The 18,134-nt window shown below is 60.8% G+C and carries 15 protein-coding genes, 1 tRNA gene and 1 riboswitch; of the genes, 4 read left to right on the top strand and 12 right to left on the bottom strand.

Annotation, left to right across the window (positions count from 1 at the left end):
* Positions 1 to 30: 30 nt before the first annotated feature.
* Entirely contained in the window at positions 31 to 1,068 is a 1,038-nt protein-coding gene (locus tag QMY55_RS08125) for a porin (protein WP_283488118.1), read from the bottom strand.
* A gap of 506 nt (positions 1,069 to 1,574) precedes the next feature.
* Between QMY55_RS08125 and QMY55_RS08130 the strand changes: the two genes are divergently transcribed.
* A tRNA-Pro gene (locus QMY55_RS08130) sits at positions 1,575 to 1,651 on the top strand.
* Between the two features lie 235 nt (positions 1,652 to 1,886).
* Here the strand turns inward: QMY55_RS08130 and QMY55_RS08135 are convergent.
* The 5 genes from QMY55_RS08135 to cbiT form a co-directional block, all read right to left on the bottom strand.
* Positions 1,887 to 4,259, bottom strand: coding sequence for a DNA polymerase II (locus tag QMY55_RS08135; RefSeq protein ID WP_283488119.1), 2,373 nt, complete (start codon positions 4,257 to 4,259; stop codon positions 1,887 to 1,889).
* A gap of 374 nt (positions 4,260 to 4,633) precedes the next feature.
* Positions 4,634 to 5,383: a precorrin-6A synthase (deacetylating) gene (gene cobF / locus QMY55_RS08140; protein ID WP_283488120.1), complete on the bottom strand. Its 750-nt coding sequence runs from the start codon at positions 5,381 to 5,383 to the stop codon at positions 4,634 to 4,636.
* A complete protein-coding gene (gene cobM / locus QMY55_RS08145) occupies positions 5,383 to 6,177 on the bottom strand; it encodes a precorrin-4 C(11)-methyltransferase (RefSeq protein ID WP_283488121.1) in 795 nt (264 codons plus the stop codon). The genes cobF and cobM overlap by 1 nt, the downstream gene beginning before the upstream one ends.
* Entirely contained in the window at positions 6,174 to 6,632 is a 459-nt protein-coding gene (locus QMY55_RS08150) for a cobalamin biosynthesis protein (protein WP_283488122.1), read from the bottom strand. The genes cobM and QMY55_RS08150 overlap by 4 nt, the downstream gene beginning before the upstream one ends.
* On the bottom strand, positions 6,629 to 7,828 hold the full coding sequence (cbiT, locus tag QMY55_RS08155; protein ID WP_283488123.1) for a precorrin-6Y C5,15-methyltransferase (decarboxylating) subunit CbiT: 1,200 nt from the start codon (positions 7,826 to 7,828) through the stop codon (positions 6,629 to 6,631). Before cbiT ends, QMY55_RS08150 begins: the two co-directional genes overlap by 4 nt.
* Between cbiT and QMY55_RS08160 the strand changes: the two genes are divergently transcribed.
* Positions 7,827 to 8,573 (top strand): cobalt-precorrin-6A reductase, encoded by a 747-nt coding sequence (locus QMY55_RS08160; RefSeq protein WP_283488124.1) that lies wholly within the window; start codon positions 7,827 to 7,829, stop codon positions 8,571 to 8,573. The genes cbiT and QMY55_RS08160 overlap by 2 nt on opposite strands.
* A 13-nt stretch (positions 8,574 to 8,586) precedes the next feature.
* On the opposite strand, the gene cobJ is transcribed toward QMY55_RS08160, so the two are convergent.
* From cobJ to QMY55_RS08185, 5 genes are all read right to left on the bottom strand, one after another.
* Positions 8,587 to 9,363: a precorrin-3B C(17)-methyltransferase gene (gene cobJ, locus QMY55_RS08165; protein WP_283488125.1), complete on the bottom strand. Its 777-nt coding sequence runs from the start codon at positions 9,361 to 9,363 to the stop codon at positions 8,587 to 8,589.
* Positions 9,364 to 9,373: 10 nt separating this feature from the next.
* Positions 9,374 to 10,114, bottom strand: a complete 741-nt coding sequence (cobI, locus tag QMY55_RS08170; RefSeq protein ID WP_283488126.1) for a precorrin-2 C(20)-methyltransferase — start codon at positions 10,112 to 10,114, stop codon at positions 9,374 to 9,376.
* An 8-nt stretch (positions 10,115 to 10,122) separates the two neighbouring features.
* Positions 10,123 to 10,752 (bottom strand): precorrin-8X methylmutase, encoded by a 630-nt coding sequence (locus QMY55_RS08175; RefSeq protein ID WP_283488127.1) that lies wholly within the window; start codon positions 10,750 to 10,752, stop codon positions 10,123 to 10,125.
* Positions 10,736 to 12,007 carry a nitrite reductase gene (locus QMY55_RS08180; RefSeq protein WP_283488128.1) on the bottom strand — a complete coding sequence of 424 codons (1,272 nt, stop codon included), beginning with the start codon at positions 12,005 to 12,007 and terminating at the stop codon, positions 10,736 to 10,738. The genes QMY55_RS08175 and QMY55_RS08180 overlap by 17 nt, the downstream gene beginning before the upstream one ends.
* 202 nt (positions 12,008 to 12,209) lie before the next feature.
* Positions 12,210 to 12,448: riboswitch (cobalamin riboswitch) on the bottom strand.
* A 123-nt stretch (positions 12,449 to 12,571) separates the two neighbouring features.
* Positions 12,572 to 13,006, bottom strand: a complete 435-nt coding sequence (locus QMY55_RS08185; protein ID WP_283488129.1) for a YbaN family protein — start codon at positions 13,004 to 13,006, stop codon at positions 12,572 to 12,574.
* Positions 13,007 to 13,230: 224 nt separating this feature from the next.
* Between QMY55_RS08185 and QMY55_RS08190 the strand changes: the two genes are divergently transcribed.
* Positions 13,231 to 14,334, top strand: a complete 1,104-nt coding sequence (locus QMY55_RS08190; protein WP_283488130.1) for an enoyl-CoA hydratase/isomerase family protein — start codon at positions 13,231 to 13,233, stop codon at positions 14,332 to 14,334.
* A 134-nt stretch (positions 14,335 to 14,468) separates the two neighbouring features.
* Here QMY55_RS08190 and QMY55_RS08195 read toward each other — a convergent pair whose 3' ends face one another.
* A complete protein-coding gene (locus QMY55_RS08195; RefSeq protein WP_283488131.1) occupies positions 14,469 to 15,554 on the bottom strand; it encodes a DUF72 domain-containing protein in 1,086 nt (361 codons plus the stop codon).
* A 179-nt stretch (positions 15,555 to 15,733) separates the two neighbouring features.
* Between QMY55_RS08195 and QMY55_RS08200 the strand changes: the two genes are divergently transcribed.
* On the top strand, positions 15,734 to 18,124 hold the full coding sequence (locus tag QMY55_RS08200; protein ID WP_283488132.1) for a Tex family protein: 2,391 nt from the start codon (positions 15,734 to 15,736) through the stop codon (positions 18,122 to 18,124).
* Positions 18,125 to 18,134 lie beyond the last annotated feature (10 nt).

Raw genomic sequence — 18,134 nt, forward strand, 5'->3', positions numbered from 1 at the left:
GCCTCGCTTTCTCGCTAGGGTGAACTGATCTTAGAAGCGGTGACGAATACCAGCGATCAGGCTGGTACCTGTCTTGGGGTTGGCATCGCTCACGCGGTCGTACATCAGAGCGGTATACACATCGGTGCGCTTGGACAGGAAGTGGTCATAGCCCAGCGTTGCTGTGGTGCGAGTGGCATCGGTAGCCGCTTCGTACTTGGTACGGGCCACGGCAGCCTTGACGGTACCAGGCGTGCCGGTGACGGGGATGTCCAGACCCAGCGAGTAGGTCTTGCTCTTGCTGTTCAGATCCTTGACCTTGGCCTGGCCATAGGTTGCGTACAGCTTCACCACATTGAAGTTGTAGCTACCGCCGACCATCCAGTCGCTCTTGGTGGGCATGACCGTGCCGCTGCCGGGGTTGGTGATCTGGTCACGTTCATAGAAGGCGGTCAGGCTCAAGGGACCATTGAAGTACAGGGCATTCACGCCCATATTCTTCTTGCTCTTATCGCCAGGAGTCGACTGCTCGCCGAACTGGTAGTACACGTTGGCGGTCAGGCCACCGAAGTTAGGCGTTGTGTAGACCAGCATATTGCTCCAGCCGGTGTCGGCGGGCGTGGTCAGGCGAGCACCGCCCCAGGCGGCTGTGGGTGTGTTGGCATGCAGCACCAGAGGCGAGATCGTGAACGAATCGCCAAAGGGGTTGGTCAGAATTGTGGGCAGGAAGTTGGGAGCCTTGTCTCGGCCCAGGCCGATGCGGCCGAAGTTGCCGTTCAGGCCAATGTTGGCATCGCGCGAGAAGAAGGTGTCACCCGGGAAACGGCCGTAGTCACCGCTGTCCATGCGCATGAAGGCAGTGAGGTTGAAATCGACCTTCAAACCACCGCCAAGGTCCTCTGTACCCTTGATGCCCCACCAGGAGGTGGTCATGCCACCGGAGCCCACGACCGACTTGCGATCCTGGCCGGCCATCTTGACGGAGCCGGCGTACATGTCGGCCAGGCCGGTCAGCTGGACATTGCTTTGTGCGTATGCGGCACCGGAACAGACCAAGGCGGCTGCGAGTGCGATAAACGAATTTTTCATGGAGCCTCTCTTAATTAATCGCTATATATAAAAATTGCGCTGTGAAATATAGCGGCGGTTTGCATACAGGGCTGTATCCAATGCCACTCAGGTCGATGAAATCATCTTTTCAATGCGATGACAGTGGTTTTTTCGCATCAGTAAGGCAGGGGAATCACGGAGGGGGACCTGCCGGGACATGGTCCTGAAAAGCGTAAGAAATTCCTGAGAGATAGAGCAGTCGTTTGTTTTGATGTGAGCGAGTGCTTTTTTAAGACTCTCATGGAATGGTAGTCATTCCTTTGAGGAAAAAGTAGGTGGAGGCTTGTCTGCCGGTCCTGGTGCTGATGCAGCATCACCGGGGTGAATGTGTGCAGGGTTCAGGCAGTACCTCTGAACGTTGTTCCGGACGGCTTGCCAGTCGTGCTGAAGCGGAGTCCAATCTTGGAAGATTTCGCTTTTTTGAGAAAAGAGAGCGTTTTCCCTGAAGCAGTCATTTTTTGTGCCTATAATTCCTCCCATCGACACGGAATGTAGCGCAGCCTGGTAGCGCACTTGCATGGGGTGCAAGGGGTCGCGAGTTCGAATCCCGCCATTCCGACCAATTTAGATAAGGGTTCCTAGCTATCAAGTTAGGAGCTCTTTTTCTATTGCGAAAGATTTACCCCACGAGGGGTAGCGGCGCGGATCACGGCAGCCCAGGCCTCCTGTGAAAAGCTGCCTAGATAGAGGAAATGGCGGCTGCAGGCACAAAAGCTGTGCTTGCTTCTCAAGGAGACTGGCAATCACTTTGGCAAGCACCTCTTTCAGACCTTGGTTCTCTCGTCTGTGCTGGACTGTTAAAACAGCGTCTGCTGAGAAGACGTCAGAGTGGCGAAGTCTTCTCCCAGTGGGTGCAGGATCGAGTCGGCAATAGGCTGAATCTGTTTCGCCAAATAGTGCTCGTAGTCGATGGGGGATTGGCGAGCTTCCAGGGGCTCAGGCCCGCTCTTGGTCATGACATATTGGATCCAGCCGCCGTTCTGATATTGCGTAGGCCTTTTTATCCGGATGTTGTATTCATCGGCAATGCGAGCAGCCCGTACTTGGGGCGGCACGTGAGTGACATAGGCATCCAGTCGATGCCGCAAGCGTTTGCGGTAGATGAGCAGATCATCCTTCTTGCCGGACAGTGTCGAATAGGTGTACTCGATAACAAACTCGCGATAGGGGGCACCTTGGAAGACGCGCGAGAGCAAGCCCTCCTGGAACTGCCGTGCCAGCGGCGTCCAGTCGCTTCGAGCCATCTCCAGACCGCGGTAAATCATGGCCTCATTGCCTGCAGCATCCACACTCAACCCCGCATAGCGCTTCTTGCTGCCAACGTCCGAGCCTCGGATGGTGGGCATGAAGAATTTCTTGTAGTGCGTGTCGAACTCGATTTCGAGAAAGCTCTCCAGATCCTGCTCTTCCAGCAAGGTTTGCTTCCACCAGGCGTTGATGTCTCTGGCCAGTTCCGCTGCCACAGCATGGGCTTCTTCGTTGGTGTGAGTACGCTTGAGCCAGATGAAAATGGAATCCGTGTCCCCGTAGATGGCTTCGTACCCGCGCTTTTCCACGAATTCCCGGGTGAGTTTCACCATCTCATGACCCCGCAAGGTGATGGCTGAAATCAGATCGGGATTGAAGAACCGGCACTCCGATGCTCCCAAGACCCCGGCGAATGAATTCATCACCAGCTTGAGCGCTTGGGACAAGGGTTCGTTTCTGGCTCGCTTGGCCTCGTCACGGGCATGCCAAAGAGTGGTCACAATTTCTGGCAGGCAATGCTTCTCGCGTGAGAAGAGCGTGCCTCTGGGGCCCTTGATGAATCGCGCAGGACCGTGGGCATGCAGGCCTTCGGTCAATCCCACGGGATCCACGAGAAAGGTGCGAATGATCGAGGGATAGAGGCTTTTGTAGTCGAGCACCACTACGGAGTCATAAAAGCCTGGTTTGGAATCCATGACGTAGCCACCCGGGGATGACTTCCCCTGAACGTCGCCGACATTGGGGGCTACATACCCCATGCGGTGCATGCGCGGCAGATAGTGATGGCTGAACGCGGCGATGGAGCCACCAAAGTGGTCCAGTTGCAAGCCTGTTGCATGGGCACGCTCCATCGCAAACTGCAGCAACTTTGCCTTTTCGAAGATGCGTAGGACCAGCTCGCAGTCGCGGATGTTGTAGATGGCCAAGGCAGGCTTGTCATGCTGATAGCGTCGCTCGATTTCAGCCATCTTGTCGTATTCGCTCCCGATGTCCTTGCCTTCGCCCAGGAGTTCCTGAGCGACGTTCTCCAGGCTGAAAGACGGGAAGCTCCAGACGGCTGCCCTCAAGGCCTCGATGCCATCAATCACCGCTCGGCCGGGCATGGGTGCGAATAAGTAGCCCTGTTTGCCCGGATGCGTTCGCCATGCGATGGGTTTGCGCTCTCGGCCCAGCAGAAGTGGGGTTGCACAGCCGTCCGCAGCTTTTTGCAGAACGTGCAGGTCAAACTGGATGACGTTCCAGCCGATGATCACGTCAGGATCATTGCGTGCAAACCACTCATTGAGGTGCTCAATCATGGCTTGGCGGGTTGGGCAGTAGATCAGCTGAAAACCGGGCGGCTGCATGTGCTCTGTGGGTGGTTCGCCCAGCATGAACACCACGCGCTCCGCCATGCCATCCAGCGCAATGGAATAAAGATCCTGATGCTGGCTGGTCTCGATGTCCAATGACACGACCTTCAGCACCGGTCTGAAATCGGGTGCAGGCTGGAGCTTGCAGTTCACCAGCGTTGAGTTTTCAATTCGTCCGCCTTCCAGCATCACACCAGCAGTGATGAAGCGTTCCATCAGATAGCGCTCGTGGGGGCGGACATCGGCTTCCAGAAGCGATACGCCGAGCGGCTGAAGGGCGCGAGCCAGTCGTCCGAGCTGGCGAAAATGCTTGGCATAGATCCCCAGAACAGGCTCTTGTTGAAAGCTCTTCAGCTCCAACTCGCGCAGCTCCACATCTGAACGAGCTGAAAGCTGTGCCTGTACCGCTGCGCGGTGTCGACTCTCGACGAAAGCTACAGAGGTCTGCGCAGTCAGCAGAACCTTCAAAGGGCCGGAGTCCGTCGCCAGCCAGTACTCGATCTCGGATCCCGATGGCGTGTCCCGCCAATGACGGGTCAGGATGAAGCCTTGATGTTTGGAGAGGGACACGAAAGCTGAGAAGCAAAAAGAAGAAAACAGACGCTAGCCGCCATTCTCACCTGTGAATCGAGCAAATATGCTTGCGGTAGCTGGACCTAGCATACCGGGGCTGCCCCATTGGACGAGGCGAGCTAATCGATCTATGCAACAACGTATCGGTTCACCGAACTGGGCCGCCCACAGACGGCTTCAACACGGACTGCCGATAAGCCATATGGCATTGGGGTGTAGAGGCTGGGTGCAGCAACCCACTTTTCCCTGCTTGTCTGGTTTAGCCCCCATTCCCATTTGCCGAGATGGCTGCTTTGCAGGTGGCCTTTAAGGAAATGGTGAGTGCGAACAGCATGGGCTGACTGGTAAGTGTTCGTTGCTCATGCGGACGATCAGCCTCTGCGCAGCAGGTAAATGTCCATGATCCATCCATGCTCTGCGCGTGCTCTCTGACGTTGGGCGCTGATGGCTGCTTTTACGTCGCCCAGCGCACCGTGCATCAGGATCTGCTGAGGCATGCCCAGATAGGCGCCCCAATAAATGGTGACATTGGGCTCGGTGACCTGCTCATAAGAGCATTGGCCATCGAGCATGACAACCAGCGTATTTATGTTCGGAGGCCAGCCAGCTTCACGCAGCTGGCGGCCTGTGGTTACCAGGAATGGCGAGCCAATTTCATTGAGGGCGATGCCATGCGCGCTGCATAGCACCTGCATTGACGTGATGCCGGGAATGACTGTCACCTGCTGCTGCGCCAGCCCCAGGCGTGAAGCAATGCGCAGCGTGCTGTCATACAAGGCCGGGTCACCCCAAACAAGCAGTGCAATACGGCCCTGTCCTGAAGGCAGATGCGCCTGCAGGCAGGACTGCCAGCGCTGGGCAATCGCTTCATGCCATTCATCGACCTGTCTGTCGTAGTCCGAACCCTGCTGCCTGCGTACCGGCATATCGAAGTGGGCGATGCGGTCATCGCCGACCTCCAGCCTCTGTAGCAGGGAAAGGCGAACCTGCGCCAGCTCGGCCTTGTTGTCTTCCTTGTGCGGAAGCAGGATCAGGTCGGCACTACGGATAGCGTTTTCTGCTTCTTTGGTGATGTGGTCAGCATTGCCAGTTCCGATGCCGACAAGAAATAGCTGCAGCATCAGGCGCCTTCCGTACCTGCGGGGAAGCGTGGCTCATCCCCGCGAGGGCGGTAGCGGCGGTCGTAGTCGTTGGCATAGAGCCGACTCAGGCCAAAGTCCTGCTGGCTCAAGGTAGGGCCTATCAGTATCAGGGCACTGCGCTGCAAGGCATTGGTTTGTGCAGCTGTTGCCAGCTGGCCCACATGGGTGCGCACGATCAGCTCATCGGGCCATGAAGCGCGCCACACAATGGCTGCAGGGCAGTCTGGGCCATAGTGCTTGCTCAACTCCTGTTGAACCTCTTGCGCCACATGTACCGAAAGGTGAATGGCCAGCACGGCGCCCGTGGCGGCAAATGCGGCCAGTGCTTCACCTTCTGGCATGCTTGACGCGCGGCCCGAAGTGCGGGTCAGAACCACGGACTGGCAGGATCCCGGCAGCGTCAACTCTGCCTCAAGCGCGGCGGCGACGGCGCTGAAGGCTGGAACACCGGGTGTGACCGTATAGGGAATCTGGCGCTCGCGCAGGCAGCGAAGCTGCTCACCCATGGCGGACCAGATGCTCAAGTCACCGGAATGCAGGCGGGCGACATCCTGGCCCTGGTCGTGGGCCGCTTGCATCTCGGCCACGATCTCGTCCAGGGAAAGAGGCGCCGTGTTGATCAGCCGCACATCGCCAGGGCAGTGAGCGAGCAGCTCGGTGGGAACCAGCGACCCTGCATAAAGGCAGACAGGGCAAGCGGCCAGCAAGTCGCGGCCGCGCACGGTGATGAGGTCGGCAGCGCCGGGGCCGGCGCCAATGAAATGAACTGTCAAGAAAAAGCTCCGGTTTCCAAAATGTGAGAGTGTTGCGTGCCCCTGGCAATCGCAAGAGTGGCGCGTCTGTCTTCAGACACGATGCGCTTTGCCAATAACAGCGGGTTGCTTAGTGCGTCGGCACTTCGATGGGCGGCGAGCAAGGCCAGAGCTTCCGATACGCTGCCCGTGGCAAAACGCTGCAGCAGACGCTCGGAGGTGGAGGGCGTCTTGATCTGCTGTATGTCTGACTCTGCATGGCATGACCACTGAAGGTCCGGGAAAGTCAGATCGGCCCAGCTTTCGAGGGCGATGGCTGCAACTGTCCTGGCCTTGGAGTGCAGGACAGAAAACGATACAGGGCCTTGCCAGGATTTCAGCTGGGGCTGATGTTGGCAGGCCTGGAGCCAGCAACTGCTGAAAGAGTCTTGTCCCGCATCCGACTTGAAGCCCCAGCCAAGGTAAATAGTGGTCATGGAGAGTTGCTCCAGATCCATTGAATGATGGGGCGCGCGGCTTGCCATGAGTGCATGCGGCCAAGCGGCACGGCCTCACTCCATTGCAGCTGCAGCAACTGGCCGCCATGTGTCCGATGCAGCTCCATCAGGAGCGCTTGAGTCTCCAGCGCCACCGCGTTGACGACCAGGCGCCAGCCCGAGCCAAGCCTTGCGCAAAGCGCATCAAACAGCTCCTGTGTGAAGCCGCCCCCTACAAATACCGCCTCTGCTGGGGGCTGTATTGCAGACAGGGCTGAAAGCGAGTCGCCATGGATCACTTTCAGCGGTACTGCGTAGCGCCTGGCATTCAGCGAGATATTGGCTACGCGCTCGGCATGCTGTTCCACGCAAACAGCATTTCCTCCTGCCAGGCACCACTCGACCGAGATCGAGCCAGAGCCCGCCCCCAGGTCCCACAAGCACTCGCCTTTGCGAGGTGCCAGTGCCGCCAAGGTCATGGCCCTGATGGGGCTTTTGGTGATCTGACCGTCGTTGGCAAATGCCGCGCTGCAGCGGCCAGGCACTTGTGAAAGGCTGGCACCTCCCCGTGCTTCAAAGGCCGCAGCAACGGGTGCGCTCATGGGCATTTCGGTCAGGCTGGCGCTCAGTTCCTGCGCCAGACCTTCCCGCATGTTCTGTGCATCACTGCCAGCTTGAGAGATCAGCCACATAGGGCTGTGGCCCCAGCCTTGCCCGGTCAGCCATGCAGCCATTTCCTGTGCGGCGGCGCCGTCGCGCAGCAGGCAGATAAAGCGCTGGCCTTCGGCCAGCAACGGCGTCATCGTCTCGAAGCTGCGCGCATGCAGGCCCAGGCAGTGGGTATGTTCCTGGGGCCAGCCCAACTGGCCGGAAATCCATGAAAATGTGGACGGCAACGGGTGGTTGCGCCATTCCCCTTTTTCAAGGTGCTTGGCAATCGATGCGCCTGCGCCGAAGTGAAATGGATCGCCCGAGACCAGCATGGCGACCTGCCTCTGCTGGCGTAGCTCAAGCACGGGTTCCACGCTGAATGGAACAGGCCAGGGGCGGCCACGGCTGCCGACCTGCGCCAGCTCCAGATGGCGTGGGCTGCCAAATACCAGCTCCGCATGGTTCAGGTCTTGCAAAGCGGCAGCACTCAGGCCCTGCAAACCAGACGGGTGGATCCCGATGATTGAAAGCCACGGATTGGCCATGACCCAAGTTCTCCTGTTAGGCGGCACTTTTGATGCCTATGTTCTGTCGACCAAACTGCATGAATCTGGCATTGCTGCGGTGTACTCCTATGCGGGAGCAACCCAGACGCGGCGCACGCCGGCATTGCCGATGAGGGTGGGTGGCTTTGGCGGCGTCGAGGGCTTGCTTGCCTATCTGCGAGACAAGCAGGTCACTCATGTGATCGATGCCACACACCCTTTTGCGGCGCAGATGAGCCGCAATGCCATTGCCGCCTGTGCGGCGGCGGGAATTCCTCTGCTGTCCATGGAGCGCCCTGGCTGGAGCCCGCAGGTCGGAGACCGCTGGATTCGGGTGCCGGACATGGCCGCCGCAGCCCAAGCTCTGCAGCCGGGTGATGGACGTGTCTTTCTGGCCATTGGCCGCAAGCAACTGGCCGCTTTTGCAGGCAAGGCTGAGCAGCATCATTTCGTGCTGAGGGTGGTGGATCAGACCGAAGAGGCTCTGCCCTTGCCTGCAGACCGCTATGAGCTGATCGTTGCGCGCGGGCCGTTTCAGATCGAGGACGAAATCGCATTGCTCAAGCGCCATGCCATTGATTGCATTGTCAGCAAGAATGCCGGCGGGGCCGATACCTATGCCAAGATTGCAGCCGCCAGGGCATTGCATATACCCGTCATCATGGTGGACAGGCCCCAGCTGCCGCAGCGGCCTCAATGCCAGACTCCCGAGCAGGCGATGAGCTGGCTGAAGAAGTCGCTCTGAGGCTGCGGAGCTTTCAGGCATATGAAGGCATCTCGTAGCTGCGCGGCGTGTAGACATGCCGGCCTATCCGGCGGGTCAGGCGATTGCCCACAATCACCAGGGTTCGCATATCGGCCATCTCGGCCTTGGCCGATGAGAGGGATGTGACGGTGACGGTCTCGTCGTCTCTGCTGACATTGCGGGCAAAGCAGATCAGCCGCTCTGGCTCGCACTCCTCGCGCAATACCTTGAGGGCTCTGACAAAGCCTTCGGGTCGCGACCTGGAGCAGGGGTTGTAGAAGGCCATGGCGAAATCGGCCTGTGCGGCCAGACGAATACGACGCTCTATCACGGCGGCGGGCTTGAGGTTGTCCGACAGATTGATGGTGCAGAAATCATGGCCCAGCGGTGCGCCCAGACGGGCTGCTGCGGCCAGCATGGCCGTGATGCCTGGTTGTACCTCGATCTGCAGGGCACTCCAGCGCTGGCGCTCGTCGGGGCTTGCGTGTTCCAGAACTTCGAACACGGCACTGGCCATGGCAAACACACCGGGGTCGCCGGACGAGAGCATCAGCACTTTCCTGCCTTCGGCTGCGACGTTCAAGGCGGCTCTTGCGCGGTCAAGCTCCTCGCGGTTGTCGCTGGCATGCAGGCGCAGATGGGCCAGGCCCGACAGGCGTTCAACGTAGGGGAAATAGCCAAAGGCATCCGTGGCCTCGGCAATGGATTTTTTGACCTGCTCCGTCAGCAAGTCCGCATGGCCCGGGCCAAGGCCAACCACGCAAAGCTGGCCTGTGATTGCATTTGGCATGGGATGCTGCTCACATGTCATTGGCAGGGCGGCGACCTTGGCCGTGCACGATCACGATGGCGAAATACGGGCAGCGTTCGGGCGCGTTGCACAGCGGCATGACTTGCTGGTCGCTCATCGTGCCGTTGATGACCAGCCAGGCCTGGTCCAGCTTGCCTTGTTCGGTCAGCAGCGTGCGAATGCGATTCAGGTGACGGCCCACCTTCATGATGACCAGCGCGTCGGAGCGCGCCATATGTTCGCGCAGCGGTGCATCGGCCAAGGTTGCGGGCAGCACGCTCATGACATCGTCGCCCCAGGTCATGGGGATGCCTGTGGCGTGCCAGCAGCCCACCATGCCTGGAATGCCGGCCAATACCTCGACCTGGGCAATGCCCGCTTGCTGCAGGCGCACGTAAAGATGCATGAAAGAGCCGTAAAAAAACGGATCTCCCTCGCAGAGCACAACCACTTCCTGGTCCTGCGCCAGCTCTGTCAGCCGGGACTGCCAGTCCAGATAGAAGTCCGAGAGCTGGGCGATATAACGAGGATCGTCATGCGGGATCTCCGTGGTCAACGGATACTCCATCGGGTATTCGGTGACCTGTGCATGCAGCATGCCGTTGACCAATTGTCTGGCCTTGCCCGGATGGCCACGCTTGCGAAAGTAAGCCACGTGGCGCGCATTGCGCAGCAGTCGATCGGCTTTCACGCTCATCATCTCTGGGTCGCCAGGGCCAAGGCCCACGCATACGATTTTTCCGCGATTCATCACTGACCTCACTCTATGGGCGTGGCCAGCGCATTGACGGCCGCCACGGTGATGGCCGATCCACCCAGGCGGCCCTCGACAATGGCAAAGGGAATCTGCGCCCACTCGCGCAAGGCAGCCTTGGATTCCGCTGCACCCACAAAGCCCACAGGGCAGCCGATGATGGCGGCGGGGCGGGGGCAGTCAGGATCTGCCAGCATGTTCAGCAAATGAAACAGGGCAGTGGGGGCATTGCCGATGGCGACCACTGCGCCTTCCAGCCGGCCGCGCCACAGCTCCAGGGCTGCAGCGCTGCGCGTATTGCCCATGGTCAGGGCCAGCTCGGGAGTGCGTGCATCCTGCAGCGTGCAGATGATGGGGTTGTTGGCCGGTAGCCGCTTGCGGGTGATGCCTTCGCTGACCATGCGGGCATCGCAGAGGATGGGGGCACCCGCTTGCAGCGCCGCCTCTGCAGTTACCGCAAAGTCCGGTGAAAAATGAATGTGAGAGGCCAGCTCCACCATGCCTGCGGCATGGATCATCCGGCAGGCCACGCGCTCTTCCAGTGCGCTGAAGCGCGCCAGATCGGCTTCGCGGCGGATGATGCTGAAAGACTGACGGTAAATCTCTTCACCGTGCTTTTCATATTGATAGCTCATGGATCAGTTTTTGTATTCCTGCGGGCTCTGATGGCAGGGCCTCACAGGGGATTTGAATGGTGGGGCTAGCGAGCCGGCCGGGCGGGCCGGCGTTCAGCAGCAACTGACCCGTATTGCCAGTGCTGGCAAAGACGACGGCGGTGGCGTCGCCGGGCAGCGCACAGAGCTTGGGGCAGCCGCTGATGTGCATCTCCGTGCCTTCCCGCGTATGCGGCGCAAGCTGCAGTGCCAGGGTCTGGGCAGGAATCAGTGCCTGTGTGCATCCGGGGCTGCCGGTACAGGCCGAGACGCGGTTGCGGGCATCTGCTGCATCGGTCATCCAGTGGGCAGTGCTCAGTGGCGCCGCTTCGAGTTCGCTGCCTGGCAGCAGCAGGGAGCGCCAGGGCGTAACCCTGATTTCCGTCTTGGCAGGCAGGCAGCCTGCCAGTTGCTGCATTGCCGGTGCGTCGATACGGCCAAGGGGGGCGCCTATGACCCAGTCATGTCCGTGCAGGCCGGGCTTGACGGGGCGCGCGAATGCTTCGGCGCCGGGCGCTGCTGCATATTGTGGAGCGGTTTTGAGCACCGACAGCTCAGGCTGCTGAGTCTTGAGCAACTGATGCAGCCGTGTGGGCGCTGCACCTGCGGCCGACATGCGCTGGCGTGCGAACCAGATGGCGACTTGCAGGGCAGCATCTATCGCTTCCGCGGCAGAGGTATAGCCATATCGCTTGCTGGAATCGCCCAAAGAGAGGGCATAGCCGAGCCCTGCCTGGTCCGGCTGAACCCATAGACGCAGATCTGCCGAGATGCCCCTCAGGCTTTGTGCCGGGTCATCGACCAGCAGGCCAAACTTGCTGGGAAGCGCCGTCATACCTTGCTGTTGCAACGCGCGTGGGCTCAGGTGCTGTGCCACGGCCGCAGAAAGCAGGTCTGCCAATTCGTGGGTCCGATCCCGGACTTGGTAGAAAGGGCTGCAGTGGACGGCAGGGGCCAGGTCGGCATCGACATTGGCAGGTACCAGACCTGCATCGATCAGCCCTGAACGCAGTGCCGTCAGTTGCGCGTCTTCCACTCCGCGCAACTGGACATTGCCCAGGCGGGTCAGCTCCAGCTGTGGGTGGGCATGCGAGAGTGCGAGGCCGGAAAGAATACGCCACTGCGCGGCACTGATGGAGGCGCAATGCGGGCGTATGCGCACAATCCAGCCATCCTGGGCCTGCATGGGCCGCCAGGCGGTTGGGCACCATCCCTGCACCTTGACGGAGTCAGCCATGGCAAGCCGCCGCCGCTATCGCGCAGATGTCGTCGCAAGCGGCGGGCCGCAGTCGCGCCAGCCAGAGAATTCCTCGCACCATGCCAGATCCACAGTCGGTCAGGCCGATACCCGGGCCGGACGATTGATATGTGCAGAGGAAGGAGGTGAGGAGATTGGCGGCGCAGCTGCACCAGCCCATCAAGCCACATGCAATCCCGCTGCGCCTTGTTCACATCAGGCCGGTCTCCGGACTTACAAAGCTCAACTCGGAAGTTGAATTCAGAGACGTCTTCCCGCTTTCGCAGTGACTGTCATTGCACGCAATGACCTGTGTCTGAATATCTTTGATTACCGTTGCGGGTGCAGTGCAGGAATATCGGGCTGGGCCGATCACCTGCTTCTCGTTTCATTTCCTGCCGCGCAAAGCGGCCAGGAAACACCTGTGATCAGCGTGAATCTTAAGCGATAACTTTTCGCGCTGAGTCTTCAGGCCCTTTGAAATTTGCATTGGCTCGGCGGATTGCTCGTTCTGGGGAGGATGTCGGCAGAGAGGATGCGCAGCTTATGGCCCCAGTTTGGGCTTCAGGTTTGGGGTTCGGGCCGCAGCCATAGCCAGATCAGTACGCAGCCCATGATGCTGAGCGTTACGGCCGTCAGCCAGGGCTTGTGAGAGACATAAAGAATCAGTGTGCCGCTCAATAGCATGCTGGCCGTCGCCGTCCATTTCACGCGGCGGCTGACATGTCCGCCCGCATCCCAGTTGCGCAGCAGAGGGCCGAAAATGTGGTGGGCGTAGAGCCAGCGATGCAGCCGGGGTGAACTGCGTACAGCCGCCCAGGCCGCCATGAGGATGAAGACCGTGGTCGGCATGCCGGGCACGACAGCGCCTATCAGCCCCAGCAGCACGCAGATCAGTGCAAAAGCCATCAGCAGATAGCGCACAGGAGCCGAAAGCGGTTTGGGCTCCAGGCTTCCGGTTTGGGCTGATGTGTCGGGCTGGGGCGGGAGATCGGTCATGAAAAGCAGCTGAAAAGCGGCAATGTGGGAGGCAGGGTGGTCTGGGCAAGGTCGCTTCCAGAACGCTTCCCATATTAGCCAGCTCAGGCGCTGGTATGGTTTTTCCCGTTCCCGACAATGGCTGCATTTGTCACGTCCTTGTCCCAGCTGGCGTGGTCGGGCCTCGCATAATCAGTCGTCAGCCCCAGGCCTCTACATGGCCCAAGATTCAAGGAGTAACAACAATGACGACCACCCCGAGCACGGACTCGCCCGAAGTGATTGCCGAAGTGCGCGGCAAGCTGGGCATGATTACGCTCAACCGCCCGCGGGCGCTCAATGCGCTGTCTCTGGGCATGGTGCGGGAACTGCTGGCAACGCTGCTGGCCTGGCAAAAGGACCCGGCAGTGCTGGCCGTGGCCATTCGCGGCAGCAACAAGGATGGCGTGTTTGGCGCATTCTGTGCGGGGGGCGACATCCGCTTTCTGCATGCGGCCGGCAGCAGCGGCAATCCGCAGCTCGAAGACTTCTTCACCGAGGAATATGCGCTCAACCATCTGATTCACACGCTGGGCAAGCCCTATATCGCTTTCATGGACGGCATCGTCATGGGCGGCGGCATGGGCATCAGCCAGGGCGGCTCGCTGCGCCTTGTGACCGAACGTACCAAGATGGCCATGCCCGAGACGGCCATCGGTCTGTTCCCCGATGTGGGCGGCGGCTATTTCCTCTCGCGCTGCCCCGGTGCGGTGGGCGAGTGGCTGGCGCTGACGGGTGACACCATTGGCGCGGGTGATGCCCTGGCCTTTGGCCTGGCCGATGGCTGTATTCCCCTGGATCAGCAGGCTGAGCTGTGGGAGACGCTGGCGACAACGGACTTTGCCAATGTCGATGCGCTGAACGCCGTGGTGCGCTCGCGCTTTGTGAGCGTGGAGCCCAAGAGTGCAGAGCACCTTGCCGAAATCAATGCCTGCTTTGCGCAGCCCACGGTGGCCGCCATCGAGCAGGCACTGCAGCAGGGCAGCGACTGGGCCCGCGCCGAAGCAGCCACGTTGCGCAAGCGCTCGCCGCTGATGCTGCATGTGGTGTTGGAGCAGATTCGCCGTGCGCGCCGGATGACGCTGGCCCAGGACCTGCGCATGGAGCGCGATATGGTGCGCCACTGCTTCTATCTGCGTCCCGGTCAGAGCGAGACGGTGGAAGGCATTCGCGCCCTGGCCGTGGACAAGGATCACCATCCGCGCTGGAGTCCCGCCAGCATTGAAGATGTCGGCGATGCGCAGTGGCTGGCGTTTTTCGACAGTCCCTGGCCCGCGCATTCCCATCCGCTGGCGCAGCTCAAGGACTGACACTAGGCAGCGGTTGGCACGGCCATTGACAAAGCCTGGCGGGCCCAACTGCCGGGCTTTGTTTTTGATAGCTGTCAGCGCTTGATGGGAAAGCGCTGAAGCCGGTTTTGATGCGGACTGTGAAAGACAGGCTTCTAACGGGCAGCAGGCAGATCGGCAATGGCCTGGGCCAGCAGGGCGATGGAGCGCGGCGCACAGCCTTCGGCATCATTGCTGATGGTCACAAAAGCGGGCTGCCCGGCGCCGGTGATTCCCTTGACGGTGCGGGCCAGCCACTGGCGGGTGTGCTGGTCTTCGCTGCGGATTTCGCAAAAGGGCTCGTGCTTTTTTTGCGCATCGGCATAGCCATAGGCGCCAAAGCTGCGGTTCAGGTTCCAGCGGCAGACCAGCGGACCGGGCCATAGCGCACGCAGTATGGGCAGTTGCTCTTCGATGGGCGGCATCTTGCCGTGCAGGCCCAGGCAGAAGGTCGCGCCATGAGCCTTGAGCGTATCGACCAGGGCGGGGCCCAGCAGTTCCGGATCGCGCAACTCCACCGCCACAACCACCTGCGGATGCTCGGCCAGCGCCTGCCGCACGGCGGCCAGCATCAGGCCCAGCTTGCCGAAAACCAGACCGGGACGGCTCAGCAGCCCCCAGGGCAGGGGGCTGAGCTGGAATACCAGTACCGCCAGCCTGGAGCCCAGACCTTCGAGTGTGGGCTGGACAAAATGCTCGACAGCCAGGCGCGGGTCCAGAAAAGCCGGATTGTCTTCGCGTGGCTTGCCTTCCTCGGTGCGCACCTGGGCATCGGTCACGCCGGCAGGGCATTTGACGACGAAGCGAAAGTCCTCATCCACCTGGGCTGCAAACGCCGCGTACTGGCTGGTGGTCAGCGGCCGCCAGAAGGTGCGATCCACACAGATGGTGCGCAGCAGCGGGTGCTGGTGATAGGCGCTCAGGCCTTTCCTGGCCAGTACGTCCTTGGAGTAGGCTCCGTCCCAGACCAAGCCCTCCCAGCCGGGATAGGACCAGGTCGAGGCACCCATATGCAGATTGGCAGGCAGCTGGGAAGCCAACTGCGCATATTGCATGGCCTGTGGGGCCAGGGCGATATCGCCGCGCCGGGGCTTGCGTGTCTGGAGTTCGGGCTCCGCGACTGGCTCAGGCAAGGTCTGTCCCGGGCTCGCCTTGAGCGGCGGCTCATCGGCAAAGAAGTCGTCCTGGAACAGATCTGGCATGGTGCCAAGGATTTTAATGAAATTGGCAGTTGGCGCTTATATGGCAAGCGCTGATAGCTATGAAATCCATAGTTTTTAAGCTTTGCTTGCACTTTGCCTGCCCATTCCGCCCGGTGTGGCGGCATGCGTATGGCAAACTCATTAGCTTTCTATATGGCACGCCGTGGGGCGAGTATCGAATGCAAAAAATCATTGGTCAGATTGCTCAGGAACTGGATGTCAAGCCGCAGCAGGTCAGTGCGGCGGTGGAGCTGCTGGACGGCGGTGCCACGGTTCCGTTTGTGGCCCGCTACCGCAAGGAAGCCACGGGCGGGCTCGACGACACGCAGCTGCGCACGCTTCATGAACGCCTGACCTACCTGCGCGAGCTGGAAGACCGCCGCGTGACCGTGCTCAAGGCCATTGACGAGCAGGGCAAGCTGACCGATGCGCTGCGCCTGGCGATTGCCAGTGCGCCGACCAAGCAGGAGCTGGAAGACATCTACCTGCCGTTCAAGCAAAAGCGCCGCACCAAGGGCCAGATCGCCAAGGAGTTCGGCATCGAACCCCTGGCCGACAGGCTGTTCGCCGACCCCACGCTCGATCCGCACAAGGAGGCCGAGGCCTTCTGCAAGCCTGCCACCGTGCTGGATGACGGCAAACCCGGTCCTGACTTCAGCACCACCTTTGCCGTGCTGGACGGCGTACGCGACATCCTGTCCGAGCGCTGGGCCGAGGACCCGGCGCTGGTGCAGAAGCTGCGCGAATGGCTGTGGGATGAAGGCCTGCTCAAGTCCAAGAAGGTCGAGAGCAAGAACGAAAACGACCCCGAGGTCGCCAAGTTTCGCGACTACTTCGAGTACGACGAGCCCATTGGCCGCGTGCCCTCGCACCGTGCCCTGGCCGTGTTCCGTGGCCGTGCACTGGAGGTTCTCGAAGCCAAGCTGGTGCAACCTGTCGAGCCTGAACCGGGCCAACCCAGCCTCGCCGAGGGCAAGATCGCGCTGCACCTGGGCTGGAGCCACGCCAAGCGCGCGGCCGACGACCTGATCCGCAAATGCGTGGCCTGGACATGGCGCGTGAAGCTGAGCCTGTCCACCGAGCGCGACCTGTTCTCGCGCCTGCGCGAGGATGCTGAAAAGGTGGCCATCAAGGTCTTCGGCGACAACCTGCGCGACCTGCTGCTGGCCGCACCCGCGGGCCAGCGCGCCGTGATCGGCCTGGACCCCGGCATCCGCACCGGCGTCAAGGTGGCCGTGGTGGACAGCACCGGCAAGCTGGTGGATACGACCACCATCTACCCGCATGAGCCGCGCCGCGACTGGGACGGCTCGCTGGCCGTGCTCGCCCGTCTGGTGGAAAAGCACGATATCAATCTGATTGCCATCGGTAACGGCACAGCCAGCCGCGAAACCGACAAGCTGGCGGCAGACCTGATCAAGATCGCGTCCAAGGCCGACAAGAAGATCGAGAAGGTGGTGGTCAGCGAGGCCGGTGCCTCGGTCTATTCGGCCAGTGAGTTTGCGGCGCAGGAAATGCCCGATATCGACGTAAGCCTGCGCGGTGCGGCATCGATTGCCCGTCGCCTGCAGGATCCGCTGGCCGAGCTGGTCAAGATCGACCCCAAGAGCATTGGCGTGGGCCAGTACCAGCACGATGTGAACCAGAGCGAGCTGGCCCGCCAACTGGATGCCGTGGTCGAGGATTGCGTGAACTCCGTGGGCGTGGACTTGAACACCGCTTCTGCCCCGTTGCTGACGCGCGTTTCCGGCCTGTCGGGCTCGGTCGCCAAGTCGGTCGTGCGCTGGCGCGATGCCAATGGCTCGTTCAGGAACCGCAAGCAGTTGATGGACGTGGCGGGCCTCGGCGCCAAGACCTTCGAGCAGGCGGCGGGCTTTTTGCGCATACGCGGCGGCGACAACCCGCTGGACATGACCGGCGTGCATCCCGAGACCTACCCGGTGGTGGAGCAGATCATCGTCAAGACCGGCAAGCCGATCGACCAGATCATGGGCCGCGGCGAGGTGCTCAAAAGCCTCAAGCCCGAGCAGTTTGCCGACGACAAATTCGGCGCCGTGACCATCAAGGACATCCTGGGCGAACTCGAGAAGCCGGGCCGCGATCCGCGCCCTGACTTCGTGGTGGCGCGCTTCAACGACGGTGTGGAAGACATCAAGGACCTCAAGGAAGGCATGACGCTGGAAGGCACGGTGAGCAACGTGGCCCAGTTCGGTGCCTTTGTGGACCTGGGCGTGCACCAGGACGGCCTGGTCCATGTGAGCCAGATGAGCCACAAGTTCGTCGAGGACGCACGCGAGGTGGTCAAGACCGGCCAGATCGTCAAGGTCAAGGTGCTGGAAGTCGATGTGGAGCGCAAGCGCATCAGCCTGACCATGAAGCTCGATGCAGCGCCCGCAAGACGCGACGGCCCGCGCGACAACCGCTTCGAGGGCGCTGGCCGTGGCAACAGCTATGGCGGCAATCGTGGCGGTGGTCGGGACGGCTATGCGCAGCCTCAGCGTGGTAACCAGCCCACACAGCAAAATGCCATGGCTTCAGCTTTTGCCAAACTGCAGGGCCTGAAGAAATAATCTCTCCTTT

The sequence above is a fragment of the Comamonas resistens genome (assembly GCF_030064165.1).
GTDB classification, from domain to species: Bacteria; Pseudomonadota; Gammaproteobacteria; order Burkholderiales; family Burkholderiaceae_C; genus Comamonas; species Comamonas resistens.

What these genes read in the sequence shown, in the direction of transcription:
- QMY55_RS08125 (WP_283488118.1), bottom strand. Translation starts at nt 1,068, where the DNA reads ATGAAAAATTCGTTTATCGCACTCGCAGCCGCCTTGGTCTGTTCCGGT.
- cobF (WP_283488120.1), bottom strand. Translation starts at nt 5,383, where the DNA reads ATGCTGCAGCTATTTCTTGTCGGCATCGGAACTGGCAATGCTGACCAC.
- QMY55_RS08150 (WP_283488122.1), bottom strand. Translation starts at nt 6,632, where the DNA reads ATGACCACTATTTACCTTGGCTGGGGCTTCAAGTCGGATGCGGGACAA.
- QMY55_RS08160 (WP_283488124.1), top strand. Translation starts at nt 7,827, where the DNA reads ATGACCCAAGTTCTCCTGTTAGGCGGCACTTTTGATGCCTATGTTCTG.
- cbiT (WP_283488123.1), bottom strand. Translation starts at nt 7,828, where the DNA reads ATGGCCAATCCGTGGCTTTCAATCATCGGGATCCACCCGTCTGGTTTG.
- cobJ (WP_283488125.1), bottom strand. Translation starts at nt 9,363, where the DNA reads ATGCCAAATGCAATCACAGGCCAGCTTTGCGTGGTTGGCCTTGGCCCG.
- cobI (WP_283488126.1), bottom strand. Translation starts at nt 10,114, where the DNA reads ATGAATCGCGGAAAAATCGTATGCGTGGGCCTTGGCCCTGGCGACCCA.
- QMY55_RS08175 (WP_283488127.1), bottom strand. Translation starts at nt 10,752, where the DNA reads ATGAGCTATCAATATGAAAAGCACGGTGAAGAGATTTACCGTCAGTCT.
- QMY55_RS08180 (WP_283488128.1), bottom strand. Translation starts at nt 12,007, where the DNA reads ATGGCTGACTCCGTCAAGGTGCAGGGATGGTGCCCAACCGCCTGGCGG.
- QMY55_RS08185 (WP_283488129.1), bottom strand. Translation starts at nt 13,006, where the DNA reads ATGACCGATCTCCCGCCCCAGCCCGACACATCAGCCCAAACCGGAAGC.
- QMY55_RS08190 (WP_283488130.1), top strand. Translation starts at nt 13,231, where the DNA reads ATGACGACCACCCCGAGCACGGACTCGCCCGAAGTGATTGCCGAAGTG.
- QMY55_RS08195 (WP_283488131.1), bottom strand. Translation starts at nt 15,554, where the DNA reads ATGCCAGATCTGTTCCAGGACGACTTCTTTGCCGATGAGCCGCCGCTC.
- QMY55_RS08200 (WP_283488132.1), top strand. Translation starts at nt 15,734, where the DNA reads ATGCAAAAAATCATTGGTCAGATTGCTCAGGAACTGGATGTCAAGCCG.